General features: G+C 68.2%; 17 protein-coding genes. 12 read left to right on the top strand and 5 right to left on the bottom strand.

Going from position 1 to position 21,159, the window contains the following annotated elements:
* Positions 1 to 6: 6 nt before the first annotated feature.
* The gene (locus GO592_RS27860) at positions 7 to 1,011 is read right to left on the bottom strand and encodes a bile acid:sodium symporter family protein (protein WP_007301469.1); all 1,005 of its coding nucleotides are present in this window, start codon (positions 1,009 to 1,011) and stop codon (positions 7 to 9) included.
* A gap of 83 nt (positions 1,012 to 1,094) precedes the next feature.
* Here GO592_RS27860 and GO592_RS27855 point away from each other — a divergent pair, with 83 nt between their 5' ends.
* Positions 1,095 to 1,955 carry a LysR family transcriptional regulator gene (locus GO592_RS27855; protein WP_007301470.1) on the top strand — a complete coding sequence of 287 codons (861 nt, stop codon included), beginning with the start codon at positions 1,095 to 1,097 and terminating at the stop codon, positions 1,953 to 1,955.
* Between the two features lie 39 nt (positions 1,956 to 1,994).
* Here the strand turns inward: GO592_RS27855 and GO592_RS27850 are convergent, their stop codons facing one another.
* The gene (locus GO592_RS27850) at positions 1,995 to 3,566 is read right to left on the bottom strand and encodes a hypothetical protein (RefSeq protein ID WP_039953096.1); all 1,572 of its coding nucleotides are present in this window, start codon (positions 3,564 to 3,566) and stop codon (positions 1,995 to 1,997) included.
* A gap of 315 nt (positions 3,567 to 3,881) precedes the next feature.
* Between GO592_RS27850 and GO592_RS27845 the strand changes: the two genes are divergently transcribed.
* Positions 3,882 to 5,264 (top strand): MFS transporter, encoded by a 1,383-nt coding sequence (locus tag GO592_RS27845; protein WP_007301472.1) that lies wholly within the window; start codon positions 3,882 to 3,884, stop codon positions 5,262 to 5,264.
* Between the two features lie 3 nt (positions 5,265 to 5,267).
* Here GO592_RS27845 and GO592_RS27840 read toward each other — a convergent pair whose 3' ends face one another.
* Positions 5,268 to 6,959 carry a PucR family transcriptional regulator gene (locus tag GO592_RS27840; RefSeq protein WP_007301473.1) on the bottom strand — a complete coding sequence of 564 codons (1,692 nt, stop codon included), beginning with the start codon at positions 6,957 to 6,959 and terminating at the stop codon, positions 5,268 to 5,270.
* 180 nt (positions 6,960 to 7,139) lie between these two features.
* On the opposite strand from GO592_RS27840, the gene GO592_RS27835 reads away from it, so the two are divergent.
* From GO592_RS27835 to GO592_RS27790, 10 genes are all read left to right on the top strand, one after another.
* Entirely contained in the window at positions 7,140 to 7,586 is a 447-nt protein-coding gene (locus GO592_RS27835) for a GlcG/HbpS family heme-binding protein (protein ID WP_005262083.1), read from the top strand.
* 152 nt (positions 7,587 to 7,738) lie between these two features.
* Complete coding sequence (locus GO592_RS27830) at positions 7,739 to 8,458, top strand: TenA family transcriptional regulator (protein ID WP_005245024.1); 720 nt, start codon at positions 7,739 to 7,741, stop codon at positions 8,456 to 8,458.
* 68 nt (positions 8,459 to 8,526) lie between these two features.
* Positions 8,527 to 8,883, top strand: coding sequence for a Rieske (2Fe-2S) protein (locus GO592_RS27825; protein ID WP_005245022.1), 357 nt, complete (start codon positions 8,527 to 8,529; stop codon positions 8,881 to 8,883).
* A gap of 16 nt (positions 8,884 to 8,899) precedes the next feature.
* Complete coding sequence (locus GO592_RS27820) at positions 8,900 to 10,138, top strand: NAD(P)/FAD-dependent oxidoreductase (RefSeq protein WP_007301474.1); 1,239 nt, start codon at positions 8,900 to 8,902, stop codon at positions 10,136 to 10,138.
* Positions 10,135 to 11,577 (top strand): aldehyde dehydrogenase family protein, encoded by a 1,443-nt coding sequence (locus GO592_RS27815; RefSeq protein WP_007301475.1) that lies wholly within the window; start codon positions 10,135 to 10,137, stop codon positions 11,575 to 11,577. The genes GO592_RS27820 and GO592_RS27815 overlap by 4 nt, the downstream gene beginning before the upstream one ends.
* A 29-nt stretch (positions 11,578 to 11,606) precedes the next feature.
* A complete protein-coding gene (locus tag GO592_RS27810) occupies positions 11,607 to 11,969 on the top strand; it encodes a Rieske (2Fe-2S) protein (protein ID WP_005262088.1) in 363 nt (120 codons plus the stop codon).
* Positions 11,966 to 13,558 (top strand): gamma-glutamyltransferase family protein, encoded by a 1,593-nt coding sequence (locus tag GO592_RS27805; RefSeq protein WP_007301476.1) that lies wholly within the window; start codon positions 11,966 to 11,968, stop codon positions 13,556 to 13,558. The genes GO592_RS27810 and GO592_RS27805 overlap by 4 nt, the downstream gene beginning before the upstream one ends.
* Positions 13,551 to 13,991 carry a RidA family protein gene (locus GO592_RS27800; RefSeq protein ID WP_007301477.1) on the top strand — a complete coding sequence of 147 codons (441 nt, stop codon included), beginning with the start codon at positions 13,551 to 13,553 and terminating at the stop codon, positions 13,989 to 13,991. The genes GO592_RS27805 and GO592_RS27800 overlap by 8 nt, the downstream gene beginning before the upstream one ends.
* Positions 13,992 to 14,031: 40 nt before the next feature.
* Positions 14,032 to 14,679, top strand: a complete 648-nt coding sequence (locus tag GO592_RS27795) for a GntR family transcriptional regulator (RefSeq protein ID WP_007301478.1) — start codon at positions 14,032 to 14,034, stop codon at positions 14,677 to 14,679.
* A complete protein-coding gene (locus tag GO592_RS27790) occupies positions 14,676 to 15,932 on the top strand; it encodes an MFS transporter (protein ID WP_007301479.1) in 1,257 nt (418 codons plus the stop codon). Before GO592_RS27795 ends, GO592_RS27790 begins: the two co-directional genes overlap by 4 nt.
* Positions 15,933 to 15,939: 7 nt before the next feature.
* Here the strand turns inward: GO592_RS27790 and GO592_RS27785 are convergent, their stop codons facing one another.
* Positions 15,940 to 17,256: a M1 family metallopeptidase gene (locus tag GO592_RS27785; protein WP_193385514.1), complete on the bottom strand. Its 1,317-nt coding sequence runs from the start codon at positions 17,254 to 17,256 to the stop codon at positions 15,940 to 15,942.
* Positions 17,253 to 21,143, bottom strand: a complete 3,891-nt coding sequence (locus GO592_RS27780; protein WP_007301481.1) for a Pls/PosA family non-ribosomal peptide synthetase — start codon at positions 21,141 to 21,143, stop codon at positions 17,253 to 17,255. Before GO592_RS27780 ends, GO592_RS27785 begins: the two co-directional genes overlap by 4 nt.
* Positions 21,144 to 21,159: the final 16 nt, after the last annotated feature.

Below are 21,159 nucleotides of genomic sequence, written 5' to 3'. Positions count from 1 at the left end.
ACTCGGCTAGCTCGAACTGGTCGCGAGTTCCGTCTCCTTGGCTGCGGTGCGTCGGGCCAGCCGGCCCGCCATCCACGCGCACACCAGCAACTGCAGTTGGTGGAACAGCATGAGCGGCAGCACGATCAGGCCGATCGGCTGGCTCGCAAAGAGGACGGTGGCCATCGGAAGACCGGTGGCGAGGCTCTTCTTCGACCCGCAGAACGTGATCGTGATCTGATCGGCCCGGTCGAAACCGAGTCGCTTCGACCCGAACCAGGTGACGGACAGGACGATCGCGAGCAGCACCGCGCACACTGCGAGCAGAGCCAGGAGCCGGCCGACGGACAACGTGCCCCAGATTCCCTCGTTCATTCCCTCACTGAATGCGACGTAGACGACCAGCAGAATCGATCCCCGGTCGACGAGCTTGAGCGGTGCGCCGTGCTTCTTCACCCAGGGGCCGATCCACCGCCGCACTGCCTGGCCGGCGAGGAACGGGAGCAGGAGCATGACGAGGATGCCGATCGCGGAGGACGCGTCGAAGCCTGCCCCCTCACTCGTCATCAGCAATGCCACGAGGAGTGGGGTGACGAAGATGCCGAGGATGTTGGAGAACGAGGCGCTGACGATGGCGCCGGGCACGTTGCCTCGGGCGATCGACACGAAGGCGATCGACGACTGGACGGTCGACGGCAGCAGGCAGACGTAGAGGAGGCCCAGGTACAGCGGTTGGGTCAGGATCGTCGGGACCAGCACGCGCGCAGCGATTCCGAGTAGCGGGAAGATCACGAACGTCGCCGCGAGGATGGTGACGTGCAGACGCCAGTGACGCAGGCCGTGCAGCGCCTCCTGCGTGGAGAGTCGGGCGCCGTAGAGGAAGAACAGAATTCCGACGGCCACCTTCGTGGCCCAGGTGAACGCGGTCAGGGCCGTGCCGTCCGCGGGGATCAGGCTGGCGATCCCGACGGTGATCAGGATGCCGAGAATGAACGGATCGAGTCTTCTGAGCAGCGGGATCTTCGTCAGCATGGTTCGACCGTATGGAACACGCGGATATTTCGAAAGGCGATAGTCGCGTTTACTGTAATGCCGAACCGTGATAACAATGGGTAATGTTCGATCCGGTTCATCTGCGGAGCTTTCTCGCGGTCGCGCGCACCCGGAGTTTCACCGCCGCGGCCCGGCGACTGAACCTGCGGCAGTCGACGGTCAGCCAGCACGTCGGAAAGCTGGAGCTGGCAGCCGGGCGCCGCCTGTTTCTGCGGGACACGCATTCGGTCGAGCTGACCGCGGACGGCTCGGTGATGGTGGGTTTCGCGACGTCGATACTCGAGCGGCACTCGGACGCCGAGCGCTACTTCACGCAATCCGGTGTGCGAGGACGCGTCCGGTTCGGGGCGTCCGAAGATCTGGTTCTGCACGAGCTTCCTCGGATTCTGGGCGAGTTCCGTCGCAGCCATCCGTTGGTGGATCTCGAACTCACGGTGGCCTTGAGCGAAGTGTTGTTCCGGCAACTGCACGAAGGCCGGCTGGACCTGGTCTTCGGGAAGCGTCGCAGAGGAGACCGGCACGGCGAACTGGTGTGGACCGACCGGCTGGCGTTCTTCGCGGCACCCGACTTCGTTCCGGATGCAGAGGGGCCGGTGCCGCTGGTGACGTATCCGCCGCCGTCGATCACGAGGGAAGCGGCGCTCGACGTCCTGGAGAAATCGGGGCGCGGCGCGCGGGTGGTCTGTGTGACCGACAGTTTGAACGGGTTGCGGGCTGCCTGTCTTGCGGGTCTCGGCGTCGTGTTCCATGCCGAGACGCTGCCGCCGGCGGGGCTGGCGCCGGTGCGGATGCGCTCGCGCGACGAATGGGGGCCCGACGTCGACGTCGAATTCGTGCTGGAGGCCCGCCGGAGTGTTCTCAGCGAACCGGAGCAGGCGCTGCGTGCCGCCATCCTCGAGAATGCGGATCGACTGCGCGCGTGACCTCGGCGGGGTAACCGCCCCACCGAGGCCGTCGAGCCGTCAGAAGATGAGCACGGACAGCGCGGTGGACAGCACCAGGCCGGACACCACGGGCACGAAACACTTCCGGGCGAGTTCGAGGACGGGCACACGGGCGAAGCCGGCCACCGCGATCAACGACGACCAGGCGACGAGCGTTCCGCCGCCGGACCAGATGTTCCCCATCTGACCGATCGCCGCCAGGGTTGCCGGATCCATCCCGACAGCGGGCCCGAGCGCGCCCGCGAGCGAACCGGTGAGCGGCAGCCCGGTGAATCCGGAGCCCTCGAGGCCCGCGATCATTCCGATGGCGAGAATGCCGAACGACGTGACGAACACGTTCTGCGGCAGGTGGGACTGCGCGGCGTTCACCAGGTCGAAGAGCAGCGTCGGACCGGTCACGTCCGCGGGAAGTCCCAGAATGGCGGCGGAGAAGTCACCGTTGCCGATGAAGAAGAATCCGGCGATCGGGATCACGATGCCCATGGCCTTGAACGCGAAGACCAGGCCGTCGATCAGATGCTCGGACGTCGTCTCGAGGAAACCCCTCTTGTCGTTGGTCGCGGCAGCGGCGAACAGGATGAGCGCGGCGATGCCGCCGACCATCGCCGCCGCGTCGCCGCCCTTGAGATCGGGCACCAGAGCGGTGAACTTGCCGACCATGAGGTAGACGATGAATGCCAGGTATGCGGTGGGCACGAGTACTGCGAAAGTCTTTGCGGCACGGATGCTCTTGAACGTGTCGTCGATGACCTGCCGGGCGGAAGCCGTGACGGGTTCGGCGAGGACGGCCGTCGTCGTCGGGAGAGCGGCACTCGTCGCCGCTTCGGCCGGTGCGCGATCGATCGCGCCGCCGGTGGGGGTCGCACCGCCCTCGGGGGCGTCGCCGCCTGGCTTGCCGAAGTCGCTCTCCGCGCGTGACTCCCAGTCGGTGAGCAGTTCCGGTGCGGGGCGGCGCATGTGCCTGCGCTGCGTGAAGTAGGCGATGAGGAGCGCGGTGAGACCGACGATCAGGGACATCACCAGGGCGCGGTCCGCGACGACGTCCGGATCGACTCCCGCCGACTTCGCCGACAGACCCGGCGCCACCTTGATGATGTAGTCGGACGACAGCGCCATGCCCTGCCCGCAGATCGCGATTGCCATGCCGACCGCCATCGGGGGGAGGCCGGCGCGGATGGCGACGGGGATGAGGACGGCTCCGATCAACGGAACCGCGGGGGTGGGCCAGAAGAACAGCGAGATCGTGTAGGTGACGACGGCCAGGACGATGAAGCTGCTGGTGCCGCCGCGCATGACGCGCCGGAACGGGGCAACCATCAACCGGTCGGCTCCCATCTGCCGGAGGGCGCCGAGCATCGCCGTCACCAACGAGATGATCAGGAAGATGTTGAACAGCTCGCGGGCGGCGACGAGGCTCGCGTTGAAAATCGACGCGAGACCGGTGACGAGGCTGTCGGAGAACACGAAGGCGGTCAGGAACGTGCCGATGACGGCGGGGACGACGATGTTCTTCCGCATGAGCATCGTCCCGAGGATGACGATGATTCCTCCGAGATACACCCAATGTGCGGCGGTGAGACTTACATCCACGGTGCGCCCCTTCGAAATAGGTACAGACTAGTGGCACTAGTCACAGTGCAGTGATACTGCGCGGGGCGTTTTCCAGGGTCAACGTCCAGAGTGCACATCGATAACCAGCGTATTTGTGCATTGTGCCCGGCATTTTTCGCCGGGATTGCTTGTTGTCACGCGCAAGTAAAGGAATGCTCGGCAGAGGCCATTTCACGGAATCCAGTGTTCATAATTAGGTTTGCCTAACCAAATTTGGGTGGGCGGAGTGCGGCAAGGGTTTCCGGCGAGAACTGGCAACGCCGGAACGCGAATTCTCGGATGAAAGTGGACTCTATGAACACGGCGGTCGGTCAGGCTCAGACTGCAACCGCGGGGGACGAACGCGGACCCGGCACGTCGCCCGCACTGGCGGCGCTGCTCGCCGGAACGTTCGTCGGCACGGTCAGCAACAACATCGTCAACGTCCCGTTGAACGCGATCCTCACGGACTTCGATGCCGGCCTCGGCAGCGGCATCTTCGTCGTCGTCGGATTCCTCCTCACCTTCGCGGCGACGATGCCGCTGGCCGGGTGGATCGGGGACCGGTTCGGTCGCCGACGCGTGTACTGCGCCGCCCTGCTGGGAACCGCGGTCTGTTCGCTCGGCGCGGCGCTCGCGCCCTCCCTGCCCGTGCTCGTGATCTGGCGGTCGCTCGGCGGGATCGCCGCGGCCGCGTTCGCGCCTGCGGTCATGGGCCTGATCGCGTGGCTGTTCGGGCCCGCGCGGCGGGCGCGTGCCGTCGGCGCCTGGGCGGCGGTGAACGGGATCGGTCAGGCCGTCGGTCCGTCGATGGGCGGAATCGTCAGCGACTGGTGGGGCTGGCGGTGGGCTTTCGTGCCACTGGTGCCGGTCGCGCTGATCGGGTTCGCCGCAACCCTCCGCTACATCCCGCGCTACCCAGGCAAGAAGATGCGGCTCGACGTGATCGGGGCGTTCACCGTCACGCTCGGAGCGGTCCTGCTGATCCTCGGCCTCACGACCGTCTCGATGGAGCAGGTTCCCGTCTGGGTCAGCATCGCGACGATCGGCGGCGGAGCCGTCGTCGCGGCGGGGTTCGTGGTCCATTGCCGGCGGGCGGCGAACCCGTTCGTGCCCATCGACCTGGTGATCGAATCGCGGTTCCTGCGTAGCGCTCTCGCCGCCTTCACCCAGATGTTCGCGCTGGGCGCGCTGTTGCTTGCGCTTCCGCTCTACCTGACGGGCTCGGGCAGTTCCACCACACAGGCGGGGCTGATGCTCTTCGTGCTGCCGGTCGTCATGACGTGCGTGGCGCCGGTCGTCGGGCGTCTCGTCGACAGGATCGGGGCCCGGGTGGTGATGCGGTCCGGCCTGGTGGTGTTGATCAGTAGTCAAGTCGCACTGGCGATCACGTTGTCCGCCGATGTCCGGAACCCGATCGCCGTCGGCGCCGTGCTCGTCGTCGCCGGAGTGGGGATCGGCATGGTCCAGACGCCCGCCGCGGCCGGTTCGACCCGATCGCCCGCGGGGGCCGTCGGAACCGGTCTGGGACTGTTCAACCTCATCCGCTTCGGTGGCTCGGCGGTGGGCGCCGCCTGGGTGGGCGTGGCCGCGCACCTGGCGGCCGATCCGTACGGACTGCTGTTCGCCGTGGCGGCACTCGTCGTGCTCGCCGGACTCGCCGGGACGTTCGCAGGCGAGAACCCGGCGGCCGTCTGAGGGCTAGCGGGTCACGATCTCGTGGTTGACGGTGTCCTGCACCTGGGAGAGCAGATCGAGACGGAGGGCCAGCCACAGCGTGAACTGGTTCTCGGGTTCCCGGATGTCCATGCCGATGAGCCGTGACGTGCGATCGAGCTTGGCGATCATCGTGTTCCGGTGGATCCGGAGACGCCGCGCGGCCGCGTTGATGTTGCCGCCCTCCTCGAGGTAGGCGAACAACAACTCCTCGGTGTCGGCCTGCGAACTCGACGCCCGGAGGGGACCGAGGACGTCACGGATGAGCCGTCGGCTCTCGTCGGTGTCGGTCGCGCGGGCGAGCACACTGAACCCGCGCAGGTCGTTGTACGCCACCGAACCGGACAGCCCGAGCCGCTGGGCGATGCCCAGAGTGATGCGGGCTTCGCGGTAGCTTTCCCCGATACCGCGGGCGCCCGCCGCGGGACGTCCGTGGGCCACCGGGATCCGCTGACCCAAACGGGTTTCGAGATCGAGCGACATGGCGTGCGCGTACTCGCTGATCTCGGATTCGACGCCGGGTGTGTCGACGGAAGTCAACGAGCGGATCACCACGAGCACGTCGCCGATGACGGTGACGTGGGAACGTACGCCCGGACGTGGGAGGACGCCGGCGGCGTACCGTGCCAGCCGGACCATGCTCGCGCCGGGCCGTCCCGACGCCCGGTCGACGAGGCCGGGCGCGACGAACACGATGTAGTGCAGGTCCAGATCGATCTCGTGCAGCGCGGCCCGGGTGCGCAGGTCGTGGTCGTTGGCGAAGTTGCCGTGCACCAGAGCCTGGACGAAGTCGCCGCGGGCCCGCTCCTCGGCCTCGTCCACGCTCCGCTGCCGGAGCATCTCGGTGCCGATGATCGTCCCGGCCTGTTCGACGACCACCCGGTGCTGTGCGATGTCGTGCCTGCGGGGGTTCGCCCCGGGCACGACGACCACGATCCAGCCCTCGTAGCGGCCGGCCAGCTGCATGGCCCCGGCGACTGCCGTCGTGGGCGCGAACAGTCCGTCCGGATGCTCCAGGCGGAGCACGTGAACGTTGTGCATTCGTGCCGGTGGTGATTCCTCGAGCCGCGGCAGGGCGTCCGCGAGAGCCTCCAGCAGGGCGACGGTGCCCGTGTCCTCGGTGTCCGGGAGGCCCGCGTGGGCGAGGAGCCGCCCCCGGACGTCCAGGGCGACGGCGACGTCCGAGGTCAGCGTCGCCACCTCGCGGATCAGCATCGGCAGGCCCGCTCCGCGGTGCAGCAACCCTGCGAGCGACTGGTGCACGGTGAGGGCATAGCGCATCACGTGCGCTTCCTGGGTGAGTGCGCGCTCGGCGAGAAGCCGGTTGAGTGCGGTGAAACCGACGGGAAATCCCAGCTCCACGACCGTGAGTCCGGTCGGCCAGACCGTGCCCGCGGGCGCCGACCCGTCGACGAGAAGGACCCCGGCTCCCCGTGCCACCAGCGATTCGAGTTCACGTCCGTGCGCGGACAGGGTTTCCGGCCGGGTGTACACAGCGACCTCGGCGAGGGAATCGGGCCGGCTCATCACCTCACCCCACGGCAGGCACCACGTCACCGGGCCGCTCGGGGCGTCCGTGCCGGACAGCAGCCGGGCCGACGCGAGCAGGGGCTCTTCCAGGAGGCCGCGTAACGACAGTCGTTCGTCCTCCGCGTTCGGTGTCGTGGTGTCGTCCACTACGGACCCTCCTCGGGTGGCATCGAAAAGTGCAGTATGGCGGAGCGCGCACCTGCACTGCCTATGCACTATGCCCTGATTTCGCCGAGATTGCCGGATATTTTGACCATGGTTCCGCCGGTGATGACGGTGATAGAAATCGGTGCATCACTTCCTCCCGAATACGCAACGGAGAAGACAATGCATCAGGTTCACCGAATCACCCTCGACGACGCACTCCCACTGCTCGCCGCGGGACGCGCGAAGGCCGAGGAAATCGGCGTCAAGCAGACCCTGTGCGTCTGCGACGACGGCGGCAACGTGCTCGCCCTGCACCGACTGCCGGGAGCGCGCCTCACCGGCGTGGACATCGCGATCGCCAAAGCGTTCACCGCTGCCGGCCACGAACGGGCAACGCACCTGTTCAACGAGGCTCCCGACGGTCCGGCGTTGCCCGGGAACGAGGCATTCGGCATCAGCCAGATGCTGCCGGGCAAGTTCGCGGTGTTCGTCGGTGGATTTCCCCTCGTCTTCGACGGCCAGATCGTCGGCGGCATAGGCATCAGCGGCGGAAACGGCAAGCAGGACAAGGCAGTCGGAGCGGCGATGCTGGCCGAGTTCGAAGCCCTCGCCGCAGTACCCAGCTGAATGGACACGATGTGCCGACAATGTGCACATCGAAACCCTTCCAACGCAGTCACTTCGACCGTGGTCGGGCAGGCCGTGAGTCGATAACGTCGAATTCACTCCAGTCGGAGCATCCCCAACCATTCTCATACTCGAGGAAGACGAGGCACATCATGACCGAACTTCTAGGCAGGGACGATTTCCGCGCAGCTCTGGAGAACGCCATCAAGGGCCGCGAGGCGAAGAACGCCTCGTTCAGCAAGGCGTGGGCCGAGGGCAAGCTCGAGAAGCACCATTTCGCGCGGTGGGCGGAGAACCACTACCACTACGTCGGCCCCTTCGCCGACTACCTCGCGAACATCTACTCGAACACCCCCGACACCTTCACCAATGCAAAGGATTTCACCCTCCAGAACATGTACGAGGAGGAACTGGCCGACATCCGGCACACCGACCTCCTCATCAAGTTCGCCGAGGCGTGCGGCACCACGAAGGAACGTGTCGAGGATCCGTCGAACATGAACGCGATCACCCGTGGTCTGCAGTCCTGGTGCTACGCGGTCTCGCAGCGTGAGCACTTCGTCGTGGCCACCGCCGCGCTCGTCGTCGGACTCGAGTCGCAGGTACCGAGCATCTACAAGAAGCAGATCATCCCTCTGCGTGAGGTGTACGGGTTCACCGAGGACGAGATCGAATTCTTCGACCTGCACATCACGTCGGACGTCGTGCACGGTGAGCGTGGATACCAGATCGTGCTCGACCACGCGGATACCCCGCAACTGCAGCAGCGTTGCCTGCAACTCGTGCAGTGGGGAGCCGAGATGCGCTTCTCGTACACGAAGGGACTCTACGACACGTACGTGGCGACCGACCTCGAGCTCGCGACCGCCTGACCGTGCGAAGGGAGGGGCCCACATCGGGCCCCTCCGGACGCAGGCATCTCGCCCGACAGGAGAGAACGATGGAGACGAACTGGACCCGGCTGGTCACCGTGCGTGAGCTCGGCCGCCGCCGGAAGCTTCGCGTCGAGGTCGGGGACACCGCGGTCGCCCTGTTCCAGGCCGACGACCGGATCTACGCCTTTCGTGATCTGTGCATCCATCAGGATCGGTCACTGGCGAAAGGCACCCTGCTGCACGGGCGGGTCATCTGCCCGGGCCACCAGTGGGCGTTCGACCTCGACACCGGCTACGAGGAAGACCAGGACCTGTGCCAGCCGACCTACGCGGTGAAGGTCGAGGACGACGTCGTCTACGTGGATCTCACCCGCAGCCCCGATTACGCCGAGACCGCGACTTCGCCCGCCGAAGTCGACTGAGAGAGCGAGTGACCCCATGACGTTGAACACCATCGTCACCATCGGCGCCGGTCAGACCGCTGCCGTCGCGGCGCGCACCCTGCGGCGCCGAGGGTTCGACGGCAGGATCCTCCTCGTCGGCGACGAGCCGCACGCGCCGTATCAGCGCCCACCACTGTCCAAGGAATTCCTTGCCGGGCAGGAGGATCGCGAGTCGTTGATGCTGCTTCCCGACGCGTGGCGAGAGAAACAGAACGTCGAACTCCTCACCGGCACGACGGTGACCCGGATCGACCCGAGCGGCGGATCGGTCGACCTGTCCGACGGGCGGAGCATCGCGGCCGATGCCGTGCTCGTCGCGACCGGCGGCAGACCGCGCACGATGCCGGTGAACGGGCCTGCGTCCGAACGGGTGCACTACCTGAGGACGATCGACGACGCCGAACGGCTCGCCGCCCACCTTCGTCCCGGCATCGGCCTGGTCCTGATCGGCGGAGGCTTCGTCGGGCTCGAAATTGCCGCCACTGCACAGGCTCTGGGAGCCGAGGTGACCGTTCTCGAGGCGGACGCGGTGCCACTCGCCCGAATCCTCGGAGCCGAGATGGGCGACGTCTGCACGCGATTGCAGCGGGAGAACGGAGTCACCGTCCGCGCCGGCGTCCGGGTCGACACCGTGACGACCCGGTCGGACGGCGTGCTCATCGCCCTCCAGGGCGGCGAGGTGCTTCAGGCCGACGTCGTGGTGGTGGGCATCGGGATCGTCCCCAACGTCGAGGTCGCACAGGCCTCCGGACTGGCCGTCGACGGCGGGATCCTCGTGGATGCACAGGGGCGGACATCGATTCCACACGTCTACGCCGCCGGCGACGTGGCAGCGCGATTCTCCGACGCGGCAGGCAGGCACGTTCGCGTCGAACACTTCGACAACGCGAGCAAGCAGGGGGCGGCGACCGCGAACCTCATGCTCGGACGCGTCGGGGTGGTGGACCCCGCGCACTGGTTCTGGTCCGACCAGTTCGGCAAGAACATCCAGTTCACCGGCACCGCCCGCTACACCGACCTGGTCTTCCGCGGCAGCGCCGACGGCGGCGAGTTCACCGCCTTCTATCTGGACAGCGGTGTTGTGCGCGGCGCCTTCGCACTCGACCGCGGCGACGAGATCAGCGCGGCCAGAGAATTGATCGGCCGGTCGATCGCGCCGGGCCGGTTAGCGGATCAGGACGTCGACCTGTTCGACCTGATGGACGACGACGAGGAATTGGTGACTGTGTCATGATCGAAGGACTCAATCTCATTGACGGGCAGTGGGTCCCGTCGTCTTCCGGAGCGACGTTCGAGCGGCGCAATCCCGCGGATCACGACGACGTGATCGGCATGTTCCCGGATTCGACCGAGGCGGACGTGGATGCCGCCGTCAGCGCGCTGGCCAAGGTGGCGCCGCAGTGGGCCGCGACGCCCCCGGAACGCCGCGCGGCGATCCTGGAGGCCGCGGCCGCACACCTCGAGGCGCGGGCAGGCGAACTCGTCGACGAACTCGTCCGCGAGGAGGGCAAGACCCTGGCCGAGGCGACCATGGAAGTCGGCCGCACACCGATGAACCTGCGCTTCTACGCCGGTGAAGCGCTCCGCACCACCGGCAGTACGTACCCCACCCCGGGTGAGGGACTCGTCATCACCCTGCGCGAACCCGTCGGAATCGTCGGGGCGATCACCCCTTGGAACTTCCCGCTCAACATTCCGTCGCGCAAACTCGGACCGGCGCTGGCCGCAGGAAACGTCGTGGTGTTCAAACCGTCCGAACTCACGCCGCTGATGGGACAGCGACTGGTCGAGGCGCTGCTGGCCGGGGGACTTCCGGCCGGCGCCCTCGCCCTCGTCCAGGGTTCCGGTCGTGCCGGTGCCGCGGTCGCGGCGGACGAACGCGTCGATGCCGTGACGTTCACGGGATCCACTCACGTGGGCCGTGCGATCCATGCGGCAGTGGGTCCGTCTCGCCGCAGTCAGCTCGAGATGGGCGGCAAGAACCCTGTAGTGGTCCTGGGCGACGCCGACGTGGACAAGGCGGCCGCACTGATCGTCAAGGGCGCCTTCGGCTTGTCCGGGCAGGCGTGCACGGGCACCAGCCGGGTGATCGCGGTGGACGCGATCCACGACCGGTTGCTGGACCGCGTGGTGGAACTCGCCGAAGGGATCACCGTCGGCCCGGGCGCAGACCCGGGTGTGGGCATGGGGGCTCTCGCGAGCGCGGGACAGCTCTCGAAGTTCCTCGAGTACGTGCAGATTGGCCGCGACGAAGGCGCCGAACTGGTCTGTGGCGGAGTAAGTCTCGACAGTGGGAACGGTTATTTCGCCGTCCCGACCGTGTTCGCCGGTGGCAGCCCCGACATGCGGGTGGTCACGGAAGAAGTGTTCGGGCCACTGCTGGTCTTCCTGCGGGCGTCCGGCTTCGACGAGGCGGTCGCACTCGCGAACGACACGGAATTCGGGCTCAGCGCGGGAATCGTCACCAACGACGTGACCAAGGCACTCGCGTTCGCGGGCCGTTCCGAATCGGGTCTGGTGAAGATCAATCAGCCCACCACCGGCATGAGCATGAACGCGCCGTTCGGTGGTTACAAGGCGTCGAGCACGCAAACCCACAAGGAACAGGCGGGCGAGTCGATGATGCAGTTCTACCAAGCCGAAAAGACCGTCTACCTCAGCCCTTCGGTCTGAGACCTACCTGTCGACAGAGGGAGAAGACCATGGAATTCACTCGCGTTGCGCGCTCCGGACAGGTTTCCGAAGGCATCGTGCGCCGCTTCTTCGCCGGCGACCACGAATTCGCCGTGGCCCGCCTGAACGGGAAGGCCTACGCCACCTCCAACTACTGCACGCACCTGGACTGCCTGCTCTCGTCCGGGAAACTCGTCGACGACGGCATCGGATGCTCCTGCCACGGAAGCGTATTCGATCTGGAGACCGGGGAACCCGTGTGCCCACCGGCGACGGTGGCGATCAAGACCTACCCGGTCGAGGAACGTGACGGCGAGATCTTCGTCGGCATCGACCCCGACGACACCAGTTCCATCCCGCGCCGGCGGGCCGCGCGGGGGTGCATGAAGTGAACCCTCGACCGTCCACCCTCTCCGCCGACGGCATGGTCTCGTCCAGTCATCCCGCGGCGAGCACGGTAGGTGCCCGCGTACTGGCCGACGGAGGCAACGCCATCGACGCGACGCTGGCCATGGCCGCGATGACCTGGCTGACGTTGCCGGGGCAATGCGGGATCGGCGGTGACGCGTTCGCCGTCGTCCGCGAACGGGACGGATCGGTGTGGACGGTCGGGGGCAGCGGCTTCGGACCCGACGGCGGTGACGTGGACTTCTACACCGAACGGGGGCTGCGGTCGATTCCCCTCGACGGGGCACTGGCGGTGGCGGTTCCCGGGGCGCCGGCCGCCCTCGGCGCGTTGCACGCGGGTGGCGCCACGCGCTCGCTGACGGACCTCTGGGCGCCGGCGGTGCGCGCAGCGGAGAAGGGGCTTCCCTGCTCGGCCAAGACTCGCGACGACGTTCGAGAAGCGCAGACCGCGATCGCCGCCGACCCCGGACTGCGCGCGGTGTATCTCCCCGGCGGACGGTTGCCACAGGTCGGGGAGCTGCTGCCGCAGCGCGACCTCGCCCGGTCCATTCGTGCGCTCGCGCGCGACGTGCACGGTTTCTACACCGGTTCGTTCGCTCGGCAGGCTGTCGAGGCGCTCGGCGCCGGTGGGGCGCCGTTCGGCGGGGACGAGTGGGCGGCAGGCGCCGACGTGCGACCGGAGGCCGCGATCAGCGGGAACTACGCCGGTGCTGTCGTTCACCAAACACCCCTGCCCACCCCCGGATGGATGGTGCTCCAACAGGCGGCGCTGAACGACGGCGTCGTCGGCTTCTCCCCGTGGCTCACCGCTCCGGCCGTCGATCGCATGGCGAGAGCAGCCCGTCTGGCCTTCGAGGATCGGTTCGCGACGTGCGGTGCCGGCAACGACGGGTGGAAGGCCGTGCTCGAGCCGGCCGCGATCGGAGCGGCGAAGGACCGGCTGGACGGCCGTCGGGCGTCGTCGGGCGCCTTCAGCGTCAGCGCCGGAGACACCACCTCGACCGTCGCGGTGGACTGCGACGGACGCGCCGTCAGCTTCATCCACTCGCTCGCCTTCACGTTCGGCGCCAAGATGACCGTCCCCGGCACCGGAGTGGTGCTGAACAACCGATACGGCCGCGGCGCCTATCTGATCCCGGGGCATCCCAACGCCGCGGCGCCGCGGCGTAAACCGCTGCACACCCTCAACGCGTGGGTGATCACCGATACGTCCGGGAATCTCCTGCACGTCGGAAACACCCCGGGCGGGGACGGGCAGGTGCAATGGAACATGCAACTGATCTCGCACCTGCTCGATCACGGGCTCGACCCCGCGGAGGCCGTCGCGGCACCCCGCTTCACCGTCTTCCCCGGCAGTGACGCCGATGTGGTCGGTCGCCCGGCGGAACTGCGCTGCGAGTCCCGCATTCCGGAGGAGGTGCGCACCGAGTTGGAGCGCCTGGGTCACGACGTCGCACTGCAGGGTCCGTGGGCCGCCGGTGGAAGCGCGCAGATCATCACCCTCGACGCAGCGCGTGGCCTGCTGTCCGGCGCCGCCGACCCCCGCCAGGAAGGAATAGCACTCGGTGTCTGAGCAGGAACCCCTCGCCGCCGCCCCACGGCCACAGGGCCGCTACATTCCGGCCGTCGTGCACGACGGGATCGCGTACAGCGCCGGCATGACGCCACGCCGCGACGGGGTGCTGACGGTTACCGGCATCGTCGGACGCGACCTGGACATCCCGCGGGCCCGGGAGGCGGCCGGGGTCGCGGCGAGAAACGCGATCGCCGCCGTCGCCGCGGCTGTCGGCGGAACGGCGGCCATCTCCCGGTGCCTTCGCATGAGCGTCTTCGTCGCGTGTACCCCGGACTTCCGCGAACTGTCCGCGGTGGCCGACGGCGCGTCCGACGTGCTGGTCGAATGCCTGGGACTCGACGCGCTGCCGGTGCGCAGCGCGATCGGCGTGTACGCCCTGCCGTCCGGCGCCCCCGTGGAGATAGAGCTCACAGTGGCTGTCCGCGCATAGACCCGCACCCGGCTCCGGAGTATAAATACATCTTGTGTCTATGTTGTATTCCGCCGCGGAGCAGGCCTATCGCGAGGTCAAGGAGCTCATCCTGTCGGGCGGTCTTCCCGGCGGTGAGCTGATCAGCGAGGGCGAGATCGCCGGACGCATGGGGCTCAGCCGTACCCCGGTGCGCGAAGCCTTTCTCCGGCTCGAGTCCGAGGGCTGGATGCGGCTGTACCCGAAGCGGGGCGCGCTCATCGTGCCCGTCGCGGACGGCGAGGCGGAACACGTGGTCGACGCTCGCCAGCTCGTCGAGACGCACAGCGTCCGGGTGCTGGCCGACCAGCCCCACGCCCGCGAACTCCTCATCGCCCGCCTGCGCGAGAACCTCGTGGAGCAGCGGGAGATCGCCGAGCGCGGCGACGTCGCCGCCTTCAGCGCCGCCGACGCCGACTTCCATCGGATGATCGTCGAGGCGGGCGAGAATCCGCTGCTCGCGACGTTCTACTCCAGCATCCGCGAGCGTCAGCGCCGCATGACGGCACACTCGATCACCCGTGACCCGGGACAGCTGCCCAGGATCATCGCCGACCACGAGCAGCTGACCGAACTCGTCGAAGCGGGGGACGCCGCCGGGTTCGACGCCGCGGTGCTCGTCCACATGCGCCAGGTCCACGCCCTCAACCCGAGAGGAGTTGCGCGATGACCGTCGTCCGCGAATCCCCGATGGAGGTGCCGGAGGCCCTCGCGTCGCCGCGCGCCTGGCTGCTGGTGGCCGCGACCATGTTCGCGGTCGCGTGGGGCGGCAACGAATTCACGCCGCTGCTCGGCATGTACCGCGCCGATCACGGCTTCTCGCCGGTCACGGTCGATCTGTTCCTGTTCGCCTACGTTGTCGGGATCGTGCCCGCCCTGCTCCTCGGCGGACCACTCTCCGACCGGCTGGGACGGCGGCCGATCCTGCTCCCGGCACCGTTCCTGACGATCGCCGGTTCCACGCTCCTGGCCCTCGGCGCCGATTCCGCGGCGATGCTCATCGTCGGCCGCGTCCTGTGCGGTATCGCGCTCGGCCTCGGCATGGCCGTCGGCGGCAGCTGGGTGAAGCAACTGTCCTCCGCGCCGTGGGATCCCGCGGCCACGGACGGTGCCGGTGCGCGACGGGCAGCGATGAGTCTGACCGGCGGATTCGGCCTCGGCGCGGGCGTCGCCGGCGTCCTCGCGCAGTGGGCGCCACTGCCGAGTGTCCTGTCCTACGTCGTGCACAGCGCGATCGCCGTCGCCGCTGCCGTCGCCCTGTGGCGGGCCCCCGAGACACGGGCAGCCCAGCCGGTGTCCGAACGAGTCTCGCTCGCCCGCGACCTCGCGATCCCGTCCGCCGCCCACAAGCGATTCCTGTTCGTGATCGCACCGCTCGCACCCTGGGTGTTCGGTACGGCGGCCGCCGCCTACGCGGTGCTGCCGTCGCTGATGTCCGGGAACACCGGTGGGCTGCCGCTCGCGTTCTCGGCGCTCATGTGCATGGTCGGCCTCGGGGCGGGATTCGCGATCCAGGCACTCGGCCGCAAGATCGACACCCCCCGCAACGCGCGTGCCGTCGTGGTGTCACTCGTCGTCGTCCTCGCCGGAATGGGCGTCGCCGCCATCGCCGCGTCGGCGCTGACCGTTCCGCTCGCGCTCGCCGCCGCCGTCGTGCTCGGCTGCGGATACGGCATGGCCATGGTGTCGGGACTGCAGGAGATTCAGCGGATCGCGGGACCGGACGACCTGGCCGGACTGACCGCCGTCTTCTACTCGCTCACGTACCTGGGATTCGGGACGCCCGCCGTGATGGCCTACCTGTCCGAGACGTTCCCGGCGGTGACGTACCCGAGAATATTCGTCTTCGGCGCGGTCGCGGCCGCGGGCTGTCTCGCGCTCGCCCTCACGAAGTGGCGCGCGCACCTGCCGCACCCGGAGTGAGCGCAGCTCACATCGGCGGCAGAGTCTTCTCGCCGAGCCAGGAATCCCACAGCCGGCGCAGCGGCTCGTCGGTGTAGTGGGTGGCCAGGTCGGTGAACTGCTCGCTCGTGACGGTGGAGTGGCGATGGGCCAGCGTCCACTGCCGCAGCAACCCGAAGAACTTGTCGTCGCCGAGCGTGCGTCGCAAGGCGTGGAGTGTGAGAGCGCCGCGCTTGTAGACGCGGTCGTCGAACATCAGCTGCGGTCCCGGATCGGCGATCACCAGATCCTGTGGTTTGCGGGCCAGGCCCTGATGTGCCTGCAAGGCGAGCTGATGCGCGGAATGTCCACCGGAATTCTCCGACCAGATCCACTCCGCGTAACAGGCGAAGCCTTCGTGCAGCCAGATGTCCCGCCACTGGCCGAGCGTCAGGCTGTTGCCGAACCACTGATGGGCCAGTTCGTGCGCCACCAGACGTTCGGACCAGCGCCGGCCGGTGCAATGGTTGGCGCCGAAAATCGACAGTCCCTGCGCCTCGAGCGGGATCTCCAACTCGTCGTCCGTCACGACCACCGTGTAATCCGCGAACGGGTAGGGGCCGAACAACCGGGAGAACACGTCCATCATCTGAGGCTGCCGGCCGAAGTCCACGTCGAACGTCGGACGCAGCCGCGGCGGATGGACGGCGAACATGGGCACACCGCCGGAACCGAGGCTCCGGCGTTCGTACGGTCCGATCTGGATGGTGGCCAGGTAGCTCGCCATCGGCTCGGTCTGCTCGTACACCCACGTCGTCTGGCTGGCCCGGGTCTGCTTGCTGACCAGCGCACCGTTGGCCACCGTGAAATACGGCGAATCGGTCGTGATCGCGATGCGGTAACTCGCCTTCGAACTCGGGTGGTCGTCGCACGGGAACCAGGACGCCGCCCCGTTGGGCTGACTGGCGACGAGCGCGCCCTCGGACAGCTCCTCCCAGCCGACCTCACCCCACACACTGCGGATCGGTTTCGGCGAACCCCCGTATTGGACTGTGAGCACGAGGGCGCCGCCCGCGGGGATCGCCTGCGCGGGCGTGACGATCAGCTTGCCGTTCCGGTGCAACCACTTCGTGTTGCGGGAACCGTTGGCCGCGACCTTCGTGACGTGCAGGTTGGACGCCAGATCCAGGGCGAACCGGGAGCGGGCCTCCGTGGTGACCGCGGTGATCGTGGCCTTGCCTGCCAGCCGGTTGCTGTGAACCTTGTAGGTGAGGTCGAGTTCGTACCGGGACACCCGGTATCCGCGGTTTCCGTTCTGGGGGAGGTACGGGTCGACCGGCTCGTCGATCCCCTTGTCGGACTTCACGTGGCCGCCCAAGGGGCGATCGGGTTTCCCTGCCACCGCGTGGACGGCGGCACGGTGTCGCCGCGCATGACGAGTGAGGCCGGGCCGACCGTGGCGCCTTCGCCGATCCGGGCGGCGGGCAACGCGACACAGTGCGGGCCGAGGGTGGCGCCGGCTCCGAGGATGACGGTGTCCATGGACATGATCCGATCATGGAACAGGTGAGTCTGCACGACACACCCCCGTTCCACGGTCGCGCCGTCGCCCAACGTCACGAGATCCGCCTCGGGGAGCCAATAGGTTTCACACCACACACCCTTGCCGATGGTGGCTCCGAGACCCCGCAACCAGACGTTGAGGACGGCGGTGCCCGTGGCGGCACGGGCGAACCAGGGTGCGGCGACGGTCTCCACGAAGGCGTCCGACACCTCGTTCCGCCACACGAACGAACTCCACAGCGGGTGTTCGATCTTCCCGATCCGACCCACCACCAGCCACTTCGCGATCACGGAGATCAGCCCGGCGACCGCGCCCGCGACGAGGAGGACGACACCGCTGGCCAGCGCTGCGAGCCAGAAGCCGATGTGGTGAGCCATCACCTGCAGCGCGAACAGCACACCGAGGCCGATTCCGAACGTCACCGTCACCGGGATGAGGCGGCACGTCTCCACGACCGCGCGGGCGATCTTGAGCCGGACCGGGGGACGGAACGTGCGGGAGGCGTCGGTGTCGCCGGGCGCCCTGCGGAGACGGACCGGGGGACTGCCCAGCCAGGAGGAACCGGATTTCGCCTTCGACGGCGTGGCCGAGAGCACAGCGACGAGACCGTTCTTGGGCACGCGCCGACCCGGACCGGTCATCCCGGAGTTGCCGAGGAAGGCGCGCTTGCCGACCTTCGCGTGTTCGATGTGCATCCAGCCGCCGCCGAGTTCGTAACTCGCGATCATCGTGTCGTCGGCGAGGAATGCGCCATCCGCCACGGTGGTGAACTTCGGCAGCATGAGGACGGTCGACGCTTCGACGTTCTTGCCGATCCGGGCGCCGAGCAACCGCAGCCATCCCGGCGTCAGGAGGCTCGCATACAGCGGGAACAGGAACGTGCGGGCGGAGTCCATGAGTCGTTCGGTGGCCCACACCTGCCAGCCGATGCGACTGCGGACCGGGTGGTAACCCTCACGCAGCCCGATGGACAGCAGCCGGACGGACACGACCGTGAGGAGGGCGAATACGGCGAGGCTGACGAGCGTCGCGACGGGAAGGACCACCAGCGACTGGAGTACGGCGGATCCGATCGTGCCGGCGTCGCGGATCCACCAGCCGATGACCACGATGCCGGCGACGAGGGCGAAGATCGGCAGTCCGGCGATGAGCATCGACGTCACGCCGAACGCGGGAACCCAGTACGCCGCGCGGCGCGGGGTCTCCTCGGGCCACGGGTGGACGGCCTTGCCGACCTTGACCGCCGGTGAACCGGCCCAGTGCTGATTGGCCTTGACGCGTCCGAACACGGCGGAACCTGCCTCGACTTCGGCGTTTCGCCCGATGGTGGCGCCGGGAATCAGCGTGGACCGGGCGCCCACCGACGCACCCGGACCGATCTTGATCGCACCGATGTGGACGACGTCGCCGTCCACCCAGTGCCCGGACAGGTCGACCTCGGGTTCGATGGAGCAACCGTCGCCGAGCTCGAGCATGCCGGTGACCGGCGGCAGCGTGTGCAGGTCTACGCCCTTGCCGACCGTGGCGCCGAGCGCCCGCGCGTAGTAGAGCATCCACGGCGCGCCAGACAGGTTCGCGGCGCCGCTGGCCTCGGTCAGGCGCAGCGCCACCCACAGTCGCAGGTGTTCGCTGCCGCCTCGGGGATACGTTCCCGGCTCGAGTCCGCGCAGCAGGATCCGTGAGCCGATCACGGAGATCGCCATCCGGCCGACTGGGCTGATGAACGCGAAGAACGCGAGCAGAATCCACCACCACGACACCGTGGGCGCCCACGACACCGTCGTGAACCACGAGAAGGCGTTGTTCGCGATGGCCAGCCACGTGACCCACTGCAGGCCAGTGAGCGTGGTGAGCGGAACCGTGGCCGCGATCTGCGCGAGCTGGCTCCGACGCGGAGTCGGTGTGACGATGCGGGGTTCGGCGGCGTCGATCGGCGCCAGCTCGTCGAGGTATTCCGCGAGCGAACCGAGCCGCGGATGGTCGTAGAGTTGCGCGACCGTCACTTCGGGGAACCGTTCGCGCAGTGCCGTGACCAGCTGGGCCGCCGAGAGGGATCCGCCGCCGAGCTCGAAGAAGTCGTCGTCGGGGCCCGTGATCTCGGCGCCGAGAATCGCCGTCCACAGCCCCGCGACCCAGGCCTGCGTGCCTTCGAGACCCAGTTTCTCCGCGGCGTCGTCGATACCTGGCGGGGGCCAGGGCAGGGCGTTCCGGTCGACCTTGCCGGACGTGCGGGTGGGCAGTTCGTCGACCAGGACCAACCGGGGGACCAGCGCCGCCGGCAGTTGCTCGGTGAGCGCGGTGTGCGCCGCCTTGAGGTCGAAGTCGGGGTTGGTGCTGGCCAGATAGCCGACGAGGATCTGGTGACCGGCTCCGGTCCTGCGCACGGCCGCGGCGGCGCCGCCGACCCCGGGAAGGTTCTGCAGGGCGTTGTCGACCTCGCCCAGTTCGATCCGCCTGCCACCGAGTTTCACCTGATCGTCTGCGCGGCCCTGGAACAGGAGTCCGCGGCGGTCGAGGCGGACGAGGTCGCCACTGCGATACGCGCGATCCCAGCCGAGTGTCGGCATCGGTGCGTACTTTTCGGCGTCCTTCTGCGGGTCGAGGTACCGGGCCAGACCGACACCGCCGATGACCAGTTCGCCCACGTCGCCCTCGGGGACGGGTTCACCGGTTGCGTCGACCACCGCGAGGTCCCAGCCGTCGAGCGGGAGGCCGATACTGACCGGACTCTTGCCGTCCATCAGGGCGCCGCACGCCACGACGGTCGCCTCGGTGGGCCCGTACGTGTTCCACACCTCGCGTCCGTCGACGGCGAGACGCTCCGCCAGCTCCGGTGGGCAAGCCTCGCCGCCGAAGATCAGCAGGCGCACGGCCTCGAGGGCCTCGGCGGGCCACAGCGACGCGAGGGTCGGCACCGTCGAGACGATGCTGACATCGCGCGCGACGAGCCACGGGCCGAGGTCCATGCCGCTGCGCACCAGGGACCGGGGCGCGGGAACGAGGCAGGCGCCGTGACGCCACGCGAGCCACATCTCCTCGCAGGACGCGTCGAACGCGACCGACAGTCCGGCCAGCACCCGATCGCCGGGCCGGATCGGGTCTTCCTGAAGGAACATCCGGGCTTCGGCATCCACGAACGCCGCCGCATTGCGATGGTTCACCGCGACACCCTTGGGGGTGCCGGTGGAACCGGAGGTGAAGATGATCCAGGCGTCGTCGTCGACGGTCGGCGGACGGGCGCTCGGCGACTCGGCCCTGTCGGGGGCGGTACCCGCGGTGATCCCGGTGCCGGTCATCACGCACCGGACCTGCGCCTCGCCGAACACGAGTTCGGCGCGTTCCTCGGGGTCGTCCGCGTCGACCGGCACGTAGGCGGCGCCGACGGCGAGCGTCGCGAGGATCGCGACGTAGAGCGAGCAGGACCCGGATGGCATTCGGATTCCGACGCGATCGCCGGCCCCGACTCCTGATTCGGCCAGGACCTCCGCGGTCTGCCGGATCTCCTCGAGCAGTTCCTGGTAGGTGAGCGACGTCGAGCCGTCGTCGATCGCCGGGGCTTCGGGGTTCGCCTCGGCCGTCGCGAACAGGATGTCGACGAGAGTGCGCGGCGCCGGTGCGAATTCACGGCGGAGGAATTCCCGGGGTATACGGAGCGACAGGTCCGAATCCGTCGGCGACTGGAGAGACAATCCAGAATTCCTTCTC

This window comes from Rhodococcus sp. 21391, from assembly GCF_016772255.1.
GTDB lineage: Bacteria > Actinomycetota > Actinomycetes > Mycobacteriales > Mycobacteriaceae > Rhodococcus_F > Rhodococcus_F opacus.
Note: the sequence above shows the minus strand (reverse complement) of the source record. Positions and strands in the feature narration are given on the sequence as shown.

Excerpts from the sequence above, each read along its gene's own strand:
- GO592_RS27860 (WP_007301469.1), bottom strand. The coding sequence starts at position 1,011 with ATGCTGACGAAGATCCCGCTGCTCAGAAGACTCGATCCGTTCATTCTC.
- GO592_RS27855 (WP_007301470.1), top strand. The coding sequence starts at position 1,095 with ATGTTCGATCCGGTTCATCTGCGGAGCTTTCTCGCGGTCGCGCGCACC.
- GO592_RS27845 (WP_007301472.1), top strand. The coding sequence starts at position 3,882 with ATGAACACGGCGGTCGGTCAGGCTCAGACTGCAACCGCGGGGGACGAA.
- GO592_RS27835 (WP_005262083.1), top strand. The coding sequence starts at position 7,140 with ATGCATCAGGTTCACCGAATCACCCTCGACGACGCACTCCCACTGCTC.
- GO592_RS27830 (WP_005245024.1), top strand. The coding sequence starts at position 7,739 with ATGACCGAACTTCTAGGCAGGGACGATTTCCGCGCAGCTCTGGAGAAC.
- GO592_RS27825 (WP_005245022.1), top strand. The coding sequence starts at position 8,527 with ATGGAGACGAACTGGACCCGGCTGGTCACCGTGCGTGAGCTCGGCCGC.
- GO592_RS27820 (WP_007301474.1), top strand. The coding sequence starts at position 8,900 with ATGACGTTGAACACCATCGTCACCATCGGCGCCGGTCAGACCGCTGCC.
- GO592_RS27815 (WP_007301475.1), top strand. The coding sequence starts at position 10,135 with ATGATCGAAGGACTCAATCTCATTGACGGGCAGTGGGTCCCGTCGTCT.
- GO592_RS27810 (WP_005262088.1), top strand. The coding sequence starts at position 11,607 with ATGGAATTCACTCGCGTTGCGCGCTCCGGACAGGTTTCCGAAGGCATC.
- GO592_RS27795 (WP_007301478.1), top strand. The coding sequence starts at position 14,032 with ATGTTGTATTCCGCCGCGGAGCAGGCCTATCGCGAGGTCAAGGAGCTC.
- GO592_RS27790 (WP_007301479.1), top strand. The coding sequence starts at position 14,676 with ATGACCGTCGTCCGCGAATCCCCGATGGAGGTGCCGGAGGCCCTCGCG.